Here is an 11473-nt window from a genome sequence, read left to right as displayed (position 1 = left end):
TGATGGCGACAATGCACTTTTTCTTACCACTGCTGCCTGATGAACATTACTATTCGCGCATTGCACGTATGGCGGTACTGACACCCACTAAATCGATTACAGACTTCTACCACGCGTGGCTGGGTGTGAATCGGGTGTTGAGTCCTTTAAAAGATTATGAGGCTATTCGTCATGATGTGGCAACGACTACTCATGCGAATGCCCATGCGACCCCCCAAACGACTGCCCGTGAGGATGTGCTTTACCGGCACACGAGTGCGGGGTTCTATCGCCATTTTCTGAATGTTGAGCAGCAAAGAGCGTTGCTCGATGTTGCATCAAAAGACAAACGTAAGGCGTTTTTTATACCGTGGCTAACGAAAGTGCGACACGCACACTGCTGGCGAAGCTGCCCGCAATGCATAGAAGGCGATATCAGTAACTATGGCACAAGCTATTGGCATGTGGCTCATCAGTTACCCACTGCGACCACTTGTCACAAACACGCATCGCAAACACTGATTGAAGGGTGCAGTCACTGCGGTTGGCAGCAAGCTGATTTGCGAGAAACGCCGCAGCCTGATATCACGTGCCCTGAATGTAACCTCGCCATGTCAGAAAACTTACCCGTAACTAATGCAGCGAAAGCTACTATTCAAAAAATAGGGTTAACGCTTCACTTAGACAGTGGCACGAGCCAACGGCCATCAAATAAGCCTCAAATACATCGGTTAGTAGAGTATGCCTTTGGAGATACGATAAGAGACCGGCAGCAAGCTTATTGGGTAACAAAAGGGCAGGTAGAGCACACGTTTTGGAACTGGTTTTGGGAAAACCGTATTGATAGCTATTTCGTCGTCAACTCAGACGAAGAGCTGCAAACGCTGCTTTGCTTAGAATCGATAATGAATACTCCCACAAAGGTAACGCCACTGGCCCATATCATTTGGCTCGCGTTTTTTCATCACATAGGTCAATTCGACCATGCTCGGCTTTCATCCGCCTCTTGAGCCCGATGAAATACCCTACAGTTGGTTAGTAACGTACTGCCAACTGTCGGGGCTCCCTTCTGCAAGGGGGCTTTTAGAGCAGCTTCATATAGCCCACTATCAATTAGCCTCACAATTCCCCGGATATATTCCTTTCATCAGTGGACAGTCACACGTATCTGCACATGAGGTCATACATGAGCACACGATATTACCGGTGTTTCAGCCTTTTCTTCATCCCAAGACCTATTCCAGCGCATTCGCTAACCTTGCAACGGGACGTGCCAGCAATTTACATTCTCGAATGTCGCTGGTAGCCAATAGGATAAACAGTGGCACAGTATTAAGAGCTTGCCCGGAATGTGTTGAAAGCGATGCTAAAACGGTCGGGCGTGCGTGGTGGCATGTGCAACATCAACTGCCTGGTTGCTTGGTTTGCCTAAAGCACAGCGAACCGCTATTGGAGGTGGCTGTGCAGCGCAGAGCCTTAATTTTGCCGAGCGAGATAAACCTTCAACACAATGACGTGCTGATGAACGTGGATGTTCAACTTACACGCTTAGCGAATGATGTATGGCGTAGCCGCACCTCTTTAATCGCTTATCAACACATAACGACTCGCTACCGTCATCGGTTGGTAGAGACGGGTTTTGCGTCAAACATTGGTGCTATTCGCCAAGACAAGCTGCGCCACGCATTACGTGCATATTGGGCAAAGAGCGCTTCGCCTGCGGTTCAGCAGTTATTGGTAGATAGTAGTTACCCAGAAACCCTATTTAGGGCCAAGCGCGCCAAGTTTCATCCGTTAAAACATTTATTGCTCATTGGCATGTTATGGGGTTCGTGGACAGATTTCTGTGAATACAAGCCATGTGAGTGTGTTACCTCCGACCGTGCTGGTGCTAAGGTTTTAAATGAAGGCGAAACAGATGCCGACATCCTCTATTTGCTTCAACAAGGAAAATCATTGCGAGCTGTATCTGAGCAATGTAAGCGAAGCGTTATCTATGTGAAAAAGTTCGCCTTACAAAACAATATCCCTGTTAAAACACGCGCAAAGCGAATATTTGGTGCAGATATAGCGTTGATTGTTGGGCTGCTAAAAGATGGTATTAAAACGCAGCAAATCGCGACCGAGGTCGATTATTCTGTTGGTGCTGTGGAGCAAGTGCTTTCGCAACATCCAGGCCTTGTGGAAAAACGGCATCAGATGCGTTTTAACGCGCAGTGCCATAAACATCAAAATTGTATTATACAAGCGTTGGCAGAACATCCGGAATACCATCGCAGTGACTTTCAACGTGAGTGCAGAGCAAGCTACAGCTGGCTTTTCAAACATGACAAAGATTGGCTTTATAGCGTGATGCCTGAGGCTATACCGAGAAGTAAAAGGCGGGGTGGCTATTAAAAGCTTAAATTAATCAGCTCATACTATTTTTGGGATTCTAATTCGAATGTACTCAAGGTTAATTTAAGGTTCAATTAGTTTAAAAAATAATGTATGTCCCTTAGTTTTCCCGTTAAGTACGCTTATTTTTAAAACCCTAACGAGCGATTCGATCATGACATCTTAAAAGTTGGCAATCATCCGAATTTGAGTAACCGCAATAGAAATTCTGGGGCATAAGTGATAAAAGTACTTAAAGTGAGTATGAAGCTTCAAGGTACACGAAGACACTGTTGTTTTTTATTGATTATTATGCACATGATTTAGGAATTTGATGAGTTATTTAGAAAGGAAAACGGGAAGAGGAAGTCAAATTAATTCACTTCCAAACTATACAGCAGCTGGTTCATATTGTTTCTTTAGCCAGTGTATCGAATTAAATGATTTAGACGAAAAAGATCTATTAGCTTTTACTGATAATAGTAAATCCATAGATGAAAATCATCGGGCAATTCTGAAGTTTGGTCCTTTATTAAATCACGAAGTTAAACATTGGTATGATGCTCATTCAACATTGTGGGGTTTAAGGTTCCTAAGTGATATTTATCATTGCAGAAATGATCTTCATGAAGCAGAGCAAAGTGGTATAGCGACAGAGTTGCCGCACTTTTACCGACAGCTAGAGATTTTCGATAGAGTGCAATATATTAAATTTCCTCAGTATTATTCAACTGCCAATCCAAATGCAAATACATCAGCACCTTGGAAGTATCGTTATTCAGCAGGAATAATGTTTTCTAAATACGGGAAACCAACCGATAGAAACTTGTTTTTTACAAGGTTTGAAAATAACAAAGGAGAATTAATTGCCAGAGTGCCTTTTAGCCTTTGTGCCCTGTTGGAATCTTCGGCTGTCGCTCAGGAGATTAACGCTAAGTCAAGAATCATAAGTATGATAGAAGATCCAATTTCTAGCAAGATAGAAAAAGATAAACTGTTGAAAGATACAATGGCGGATCTATATGACGAAAATTTAGTTGAATACTCGGTAGTAGCTCACAAAATATCGAATTCTTTTAGCATTTCTGATGCTATAGAAGCTTATAATATTGCGGCTAAACTAACTCGCTTAATATTAAATCTACCTAGCGATGTCATCACTTCTTTAAAGCCTAAAGAGATGCTGAATGAAAATTTTGAACCTTTTTATACTCCCTATGAAAATGCACTGAAATATATTGATTACGGAGCTATATTTTCACTTCTTGTTGACTCTCTTTATAGCGAATTTCAAATAAAAGGCATTAAAGTTACAAGTTCTAATTTAGAGAGCCTGTTAGCTGAAATATTTGAAAAAAACCTTAATTTAACACTGGCAGAGCTGTTTGATAGATCAAAAAAAGAAATAAAAAAGATTTGCTCTTCAGTTAACTTTAACTTAGACAAAGATCATGTTGACGCACTGCTTGAAGTCGGAGTTAAACTGCATAGTGATTTAGGGCTCATTGGTAGTCACTTTATTAATCTTGATGAAAATTTAATACCTGACTTTGTTCTAGGGGATGGATTTTTTGTAAGTCAAAAAGGAGGAAGCCAAGAGAATTTTGAAAAAAGATATTTTGAATTAACTGGCTACCTTGCATATTTATCAAATTTTTCAAAGGCGTGTATCGTCTGAGATAGTTAAATAGTTTTAGGGTTAGAGTTTGATTAGTTTTTTCTTAGCACTATGATTTGAGCTTGTTTCGTTTGGATATCCCTTTTAATAGGGGTTTTAGGCTATCTAATCATATTTTTTTGGTTGTAGTATCCAGTTCATTATATTCGGAAAGACCAGCTTAAATTTATTCACAAATTTAATTGTAAACAACGAGAAAAACTTTAGCCTGAACTGAAAATTATTCACAAATTTGATTGTAAAAATTTCTTTTGTAACTTTCTGAATTTTGGCGAGACCCATTCACAATTTTAATTGTTCTTCTCCAGGTATTGACTAACTGCAATTAAAATTGTGAACGCGACAATTAAGTTTGTGAATGCAATTAAGATTGTGAATAGCTAGATATGAAATAGGCGAACCAGAAATGGTTCGCCTTTTTTGTGGTAAAGGCAGTATTCATCTGGATATAAAACTCACGATGATAAACCTAGGTGCTTAACTGAATATACATGGAAATAGTATTATTTAATTAATATTTTGCCTTGAAATTTCCTACAGTTATGTGAAAGTCACGGTAATAAAATTGCTTGAGTAAACTCTCATATAGGTTATTTTTTAAAAAGATGAGCGACGACTTTTATATTGAACGAAGACTTGTTCGTGAAGACCATATTTTCACTGAGGTTCAGCTGTTAACTGAATCTAAATACATTATTATTCTTGCCGAGCCAGGCGCAGGAAAAACAGAGTTATTAAACAGTTTAGCTCGTAAGCTAAATACAAATACGATAACTGCAAGCGTATTTAATTATATCGATGTTGCAGTAAACGACGCTGCAATAGTATTAGATGCTTTTGATGAACTGGCTAAAATTGATGATGCTGGTATTCATAAGTTATTAGGCAAGGTTTCATCTGTACGTCCAAACTACGTCATAATTTCAAGTCGCTCGTCGGAGTGGGGCAATTCATCATCAAGCGTTTTTAAACAGTTTATTGGTCAAGAGCCTTTAATTGTTAAACTCTCTGACTTTGATGAAGTAGAACAGAGAGATATTTATTCTAATCATACCGGTAGAGATGATTTTGACGACTTTAATGCTGAAATCGGGAGGTTTGAGCTTAGCCCTATACTACCTAACCCTCAATTTTTGAAGTTGTTTGCTGATGCATACATAGAAAGCGACGGACACTTTTCAGATAAAAGCACAATATTCCAACAAGCCTTGTACCATTTAGCGCGTGAAGTAAATAATGCAGTTAAAGTTAACTCTACGCTAACCGTAGAGGATAAAGTTTCTTTAGCATCAGAAGTCTTTGCGAAACTACTTTTATCGGGCTCAGAGGGTATTAGTGTAAGCGAAACTAGCCAAGACAGGATCTACCCTTCGATATATTCATTGTTAAAGGTGGATAAAAATGATCAAAATGCACTATTAGCGACTAAGCTGTTCAAGCTAGGTGACAATTCCGAGCAACACCGACCTATTCATAAAATAGTTGCGGAGTATGGCGCAGCTACTTACCTTGTTAAACGCATTTGTACTCCATCAGATTCGCTTACAGTTGAACAATGTTTTTCAGTAATTGCTCCTAATGGCGTAGTTCGAGATGAACTGCGTGGCTTAGTTGCTTGGATGGCATCGTTAGGAAATCAAGACCTTGAAAGGGTAATTATTGAACTGGACCCTTACGCTGTTATTGCTAATGGAGATCCATCTCAGTTATCTCATTCATCTAAACGTTTTCTGTTGACTAGACTGGTTGAAGTTGAAGTAGCCGATCCATATTTTAGGCGTGGCGATTTTTGGCGTAGTTATAGTGTGGCAGGCTTCTTCACAGAGGAGGTTGTAGCCGAAATCAAAACGATTATTACGACAAATAATGATGGTGATTTACGTAATTTTATTTTGGAGTTACTAAAAGGTTCACCTGCCGTTTCGCAACTTTTAGTGGAGTTGCAGCAAATAGTTCACTGTTCAAGCGAAAGCTTTACTACTCGCTTGCAAGCTATTGTTAGCCTTCTTGATTGCAATGAATATGATACTTACCCTGACGTGTTACAATTAATTGATGAGGCAAATAATGATTCACTAAGACTTGCAACTCATGTGATAACCAAAACCTCTATTGATAATTTTTCACTACAAGAGCTAGAACGCTATTTTAGAAACTGTGCTCAACTTTATTCTAATTGCTCAGAATGTTCTGAACGAACATTTGAAAGCCGATACTATATTAAATCATTGATTTCGAGTTTATCACTTAGCGTGGTTACTCCTTTATTAGATCGATTAAGTGAAGATTTAGCCTGTACTTGTGGCAAAAAAGCTTATGAATGTGATTGTCGTATTGGAATTAGCAAAATTATTGGGGCGCTATTAGATCGTTTCTTTGAATTAGCAAAACCACCATTACAGCCATTGCAAATATGGCAATGGGTAGAAAATCTAAACTTCTCGGGATACGGAAGAACAAACGATATAGCTTCTGTTAAAGCACTGCAAGAAAACCATGAACTACGGCAAGAAATTATTGCTCATGTATTTGGAAACCTAACCAATAGTGACGCTATTTTTCAAATGCGAATCGATAAGTTCAATGGGCATTATTCTCATGCAGGCTTGTGCTTGCGTCCAAATGATATTCAGTTTCTTGTAGATTTCGCATATGAAAATAATAATGTTGAATTATGGGAACATTTCATTCCAGCTCACTATCACCAAGACAATAAAAAAGGCAATAGAAATCCTATTAAGCAGCATATGCGTAGCCAAGCTAATAGTAAGCCAGCGTTTATGCGTAAGTGGGCATTAAAGGTAAGAAAAGCAAGGATGGCGAGAAAGGAAGAATATGTTAAATGGGAGCAGAGACATCGCCGTATTATGAGGCGTAGGCAAAATCAAGAGGATAGAACTCGTATAGAAAACATCGCTTACTTTAATAATAATCGAGAGATGATTGAAAAAGGAGAAGATTTTTTTGCTCTTCGTTTTATTTCATACCTAGTACTTAACAAGCCAGCCGAAATTAACGAAAAAGTAGGGGATGAAAAGTTAGTAAGAATGGCGTTACGCAATTGCCTTGACTTTATTGAACCAGACGTCCCTAGTTTAGAAAAGCTCGCAGAATTGCAATGCGCATCCCAATGTATGTACGTCGAAACTATATTATTAGCAGCGTGCATAGAAATTTTTAGGTTAAATGGCCACCTAGAGAACGTTAAGCCAGCAATGTTATTGGCTCTTCGAACCAACTTAAGCGTGAGCTATCAGGAATTTGAGCAGGCGGAACGAGACTCGCTAAAAGCTGAAGTAGATCGTCTAGTATTTCCCGATATCGAGTCGGCCAAAAAATTTCTCATTCTATATCTAGAACCACAGTTGGCTAATGGAAACTGTAAACATCCAGAGATAGGTTTACTAAAGTATGATGAAGTTTTCGCTTCGTTACGCGGAGAACTTGCGATTGACTGGTTATCTCATTTTGAAAAACTTGATATATATGCTTTAGATGAGTTATTTGATATTGCTGCTCAATACTCTGAGCGAAGTAAATTAGATAACGTTATACGTACCCGTTGTCATGCCTTACTTTCACAATTGCCAGAAATGAAAAGTGACGAAAAACATCTAAATCAGTGTAAGTTTTGGTTTATTAGGGCCTTTTATTTTTTAACCTTAGAAGAGGCTGAGCCTTATTGGGATTGGCTTAAGTCAGATAAGCAGTCTATTTTTTTACTTGAGAGCCGTTCGGGGTCATTTAACAGAGGAGAACATCCTTACTGGCCTAAACCTAATTCTCAAATGGTTGAGGCTATATTAATTGCTTTCTATGACAAGTGGCCAAAAGTCCATTTACCAAGCCATTGGGGAACAGGCAGTCCCGACAATGAAGTAGCTTATCGATTTATAACAGATATTATTTGGTGTATGAACAGTGATGTACCCGAGGAAGCAATTACCGTCATTAATCGTCTACTTCATAATAAATGCTATGAAGACATTCATTTACCATTAAAAGGTATTAAGGCGGAGCAGCAAAGAAAGTTGGCTTTAAGAGATTTTGAGCCACCATCAGCCCAGGATATTGTTGAGTTGTTAGATAATAATGAGGTGGTTACTGTCGAAGGACTACGTGCGTTAATTATTCATACGTTAGAACGCTATCAAAAAGAAATACAAGGTGGGGAGTTCAATGCAGCTAATCGTTTTTATAACAAAGATACCAATGGAAACTATGGTCGACTAGATGAAGTGAATTCAGTTGAAATTGTTGCCGAGCGCCTTCATGTTATGCTTCAGCCTTTGAATATAATTATTAGATCAGAACATCAAACTAAAAATCAAAATCGAATTGATATAACGGCAACGAAGGCATTTGGAGGGGAGCAAAAGCTTCTTGTTATCGAAGCAAAAGGACAATGGCATTCAGAGCTATATTCTGCTGCATCAACTCAACTTTACGAACGATATTCTATTCATCCTGATGCTGAGCAACAGGGGATTTATCTTGTTATCTGGTTTGGCTCCGATGAAAAGGTCGCTAACCGTAAATCGCATGGAATAACGACAGCAAACGAGCTTAAAAATGATATAGAAAAGCAATTACCATCTGAGTTAAAAGGGCTTATAGATGTATTTGTTTTAGATGTATCCCGAAGTTAAAAGTAGGTGGATAAGTCTTCAATTAGGCTCGATTAGTAGGATTCAATCAACTCTGGAAGTTGTCTCTGTGAAAACCATGGGCGCGGTAGCCCTTCAATGTCAACGGTAATCTAATTTTGACCCACTTAGCGGTTAAGTAAAATTGACCCACCTTTAGCGTTTATACTTCATTTTGTTTATTGGTGACTGGTGCTATTCCAGCCATTTTCTTACCTCTAAGCCGATAACTGTTTCCTGCAGTTTGAACGATATGAGCATGGTGTAACAGTCTATCTAACAAGGCCGCAGTCAGCGTTTGGTCATCATCGAAGGCCGTTGGCCATTGTGAGAACGTTAAGTTACTCGAGAAGCTAACCTTAACCACGCACTTTGAAACTTGCTTTAAACATGCTGCTGGCAAAGTGGTTCACCTTGAGCAGTACGCCCACAATCAACATCAGCAACGGACTCAGGGGAAACAGGTTGCTAGGCGGTTACTGGGGTAGCGTTGCGCTTGAATAGATAGTTTAATGCCACTTAACGCGAGTGAAGTAATAAATACCGTTAAGTAAAAATTAGACTTACGCACACATCTACTTTTAAAGATAATCCCTAAAACAGGTAAATTTATCTGCATCAATAACTTAGTGCAGAGACGTCAAGCACGTCATTTCTACCATTTCTAAAGATGACTGTCTTGTTTATTTTATTGTATGTACCGGACAGCCACTTATGCTCAATATCCAATCCATTCACAGTTTTAATTGTAAAAAGTACGTTTTTAACTTTTTGATTTTTAAATAAAGGGGTCAGAGTACTTTTAAGTGATAATGTACTCTGACCCCTTTATTCAATGTGTCCGTCCGGCAACTCCCATTTTCAGCCTCAGCAGTGGCTGTTTAGAACTCAAATGAGCGAATAGCGGAAGTGAGTATCGAACTCTGTGCATACTAAATATCGAGCCGTAAGTTTTCCTGTATCTCATCTATCAGTGTTCTTGGTACATCCCATTCTTCAGCAAGCTGACGCCAAGTTGATATGTGCTCAATTGTTGAATCGATAATATCGTCGATCTTTTTCTTGTTAAAAATAGGGCTAATTTTCTCTAAACTATAGAAATCACTTCGTGTAAATTTATCTCTTTTACCATTCAAGCTCATCCAATGGCTGTTCACCCATTTACTGCCTGGTTTATAGCTATAAGCTAAATCATAAGCGGGGGCGAGAGACCATTTGTCTTTTTTTAACATAAAGGCAAAGTTCTTTGAGTGGTCGTCATGATTTCGAGCGATAATATTGAACGTCATGCGCTTAAATAGCTGCTCAGCTTCAACAGCAGAAAGCTTCAACTGTCTGGCAATACCGAATAATTCTGCGTAAGAAAATGCCCCTGGCTTTTTATAATCAACGTGGGCAAGCCCGTTTAGCGTTTGTACGTGTACCTTGTTGTTCTTAATTCGATCAAACCGTTGCGTAATAAAGTGGCGTCGATTGCCTTCATGAAGTAAGCGACATGGCATCATATCCACACCGCATTTGTTAGCCATTAAATGATAAACAAACTCCATTGCCCCATAGCCTAACGGGTCACCGAAGGTTTCTTGATTTTTGGTGTGCTCACTAACGCCGTCAAATTTCATCAAATAATGAGTAAAACCACTTGGCACTTTGGCTTGGCCGGAGCGAACTTGAGTAAAATCTTCATTAAATGCTAATACGGCTTTCGGTCGTGCTCCTCCCGCACTCATGCCAACAGATAATAAAGACATCATTGCCTCTCTATCGTCTTGGCCACTTTGTTTGAGCTCTACTTCAAAATTACCTCGTAAATCTAAGATTTCTTGTGCAATTGAAACGAGCGATTGGATTTCTACTTGCTGTGAAGCATTTAAACTTCGTAACTTTGTAGCAGGCGCATACTCAAGAGCCCCCATGCCTCGCTTTCCCGTATATTGAAGGCGTTGCAGTGGGGTAATGTCACTCGGTGAACGACCCTGACCTGCAACCCATGCGTTGAGAACTGCGTTACCAAAATCATCAGGTAAGGAGTCAGCTATTAAACCTGGTAGGCCTTTAAAGGTATTGAAGCCCAGTTCGGGAAAGCTGTAAATGCGATTCGATAATGGCATTTTGATCGGGGACAGCTCGATGCCTTTTATTATGAAGCCTGGATCATATTCAAATGACCCTAGTCCCTTTTCAGTGTCGAAACTCACTGCACCAACAACGTCGTCTTGGTATGTTATTGTAATAACTTCCATTACCATTCTGGTGCTTCCTCATTTTTGTTACTGCGTTGGCCAGAGGCTCTCTGCCTTTTCTTTCCTTGCAGTTTGGCCAGCTGTAAGGGAGAAATTTCTTGTTTAGGGAGAAATAGATCAATCTGCTGCGTGAGGTCTAATGCCATTAATATAGCAATCATGATGTTGAGCTGAACTTTGCCCTTTTCTGCATTTAAAACCGTTTTGCGAGCAACGCCAGCAAGCTCCGCAACTTCTGATTGTGTTAAGTCTCGATTAAGTCGAGCTTGCTTCAATCGGTCGCCGATCTCTTCTGCTAATGCTGTAGCTGTCACGCTTTTCACTATAAAGTCCCACCTTGGTTACACTACGCAAGATATTTCCACTTAATGTACTTAATTTAGGACTTTAAATAAATCCTGTCAAGTTAGCATTTAGAGTCCGCTTTTGGTTACATTAACTGCATTTCAACCTATTAGAGTAACCATTATGGGTCTTTATGTGATCATTAGTAAACGCTATTAATATCAGATAAAAGCGATATCGGGGGCGAGCATAGACATATCTACACA

At 39.6% G+C, this 11473-nt stretch carries 6 protein-coding genes and 1 pseudogene; 4 read left to right on the top strand and 3 right to left on the bottom strand.

Translation table 11 applies throughout. The features are described from left to right. Window positions 1-2 precede the first annotated feature (2 nt). The 4 genes from Q4561_RS16160 (at window position 3) to Q4561_RS16145 (ending at window position 8682) form a co-directional block, all read left to right on the top strand. Complete coding sequence (locus tag Q4561_RS16160; protein WP_303462019.1) at window positions 3-989, top strand: TniQ family protein; 987 nt, start codon at window positions 3-5, stop codon at window positions 987-989. Next, window positions 964-2376 carry a TnsD family Tn7-like transposition protein gene (locus Q4561_RS16155; RefSeq protein ID WP_303462017.1) on the top strand — a complete coding sequence of 471 codons (1413 nt, stop codon included), beginning with the start codon at window positions 964-966 and terminating at the stop codon, window positions 2374-2376. Before Q4561_RS16160 ends, Q4561_RS16155 begins: the two co-directional genes overlap by 26 nt. A gap of 313 nt (window positions 2377-2689) precedes the next feature. Further along, the gene (locus tag Q4561_RS16150) at window positions 2690-4033 is read left to right on the top strand and encodes a hypothetical protein (RefSeq protein ID WP_303462015.1); all 1344 of its coding nucleotides are present in this window, start codon (window positions 2690-2692) and stop codon (window positions 4031-4033) included. A gap of 605 nt (window positions 4034-4638) precedes the next feature. Further along, on the top strand, window positions 4639-8682 hold the full coding sequence (locus tag Q4561_RS16145) for an NACHT domain-containing NTPase (protein WP_303462013.1): 4044 nt from the start codon (window positions 4639-4641) through the stop codon (window positions 8680-8682). Window positions 8683-8842: 160 nt separating this feature from the next. Here the strand turns inward: Q4561_RS16145 and Q4561_RS16140 are convergent. The 3 genes and pseudogenes from Q4561_RS16140 to Q4561_RS16130 form a co-directional block, all read right to left on the bottom strand. Further along, window positions 8843-9028, bottom strand: a pseudogene (locus tag Q4561_RS16140) (ATP-binding protein); the annotation flags it as partial. Window positions 9029-9611: 583 nt separating this feature from the next. Then, a complete protein-coding gene (locus tag Q4561_RS16135) occupies window positions 9612-10922 on the bottom strand; it encodes a type II toxin-antitoxin system HipA family toxin (RefSeq protein WP_368411534.1) in 1311 nt (436 codons plus the stop codon). Then, window positions 10922-11245 carry a helix-turn-helix transcriptional regulator gene (locus Q4561_RS16130; protein WP_303462009.1) on the bottom strand — a complete coding sequence of 108 codons (324 nt, stop codon included), beginning with the start codon at window positions 11243-11245 and terminating at the stop codon, window positions 10922-10924. The genes Q4561_RS16135 and Q4561_RS16130 overlap by 1 nt, the downstream gene beginning before the upstream one ends. Window positions 11246-11473 lie beyond the last annotated feature (228 nt).

The organism is Alteromonas sp. 1_MG-2023 (genome assembly GCF_030547075.1).
Classification (GTDB): Bacteria; Pseudomonadota; Gammaproteobacteria; order Enterobacterales; family Alteromonadaceae; genus Alteromonas.
Note: the sequence above shows the minus strand (reverse complement) of the source record. Positions and strands in the feature narration are given on the sequence as shown.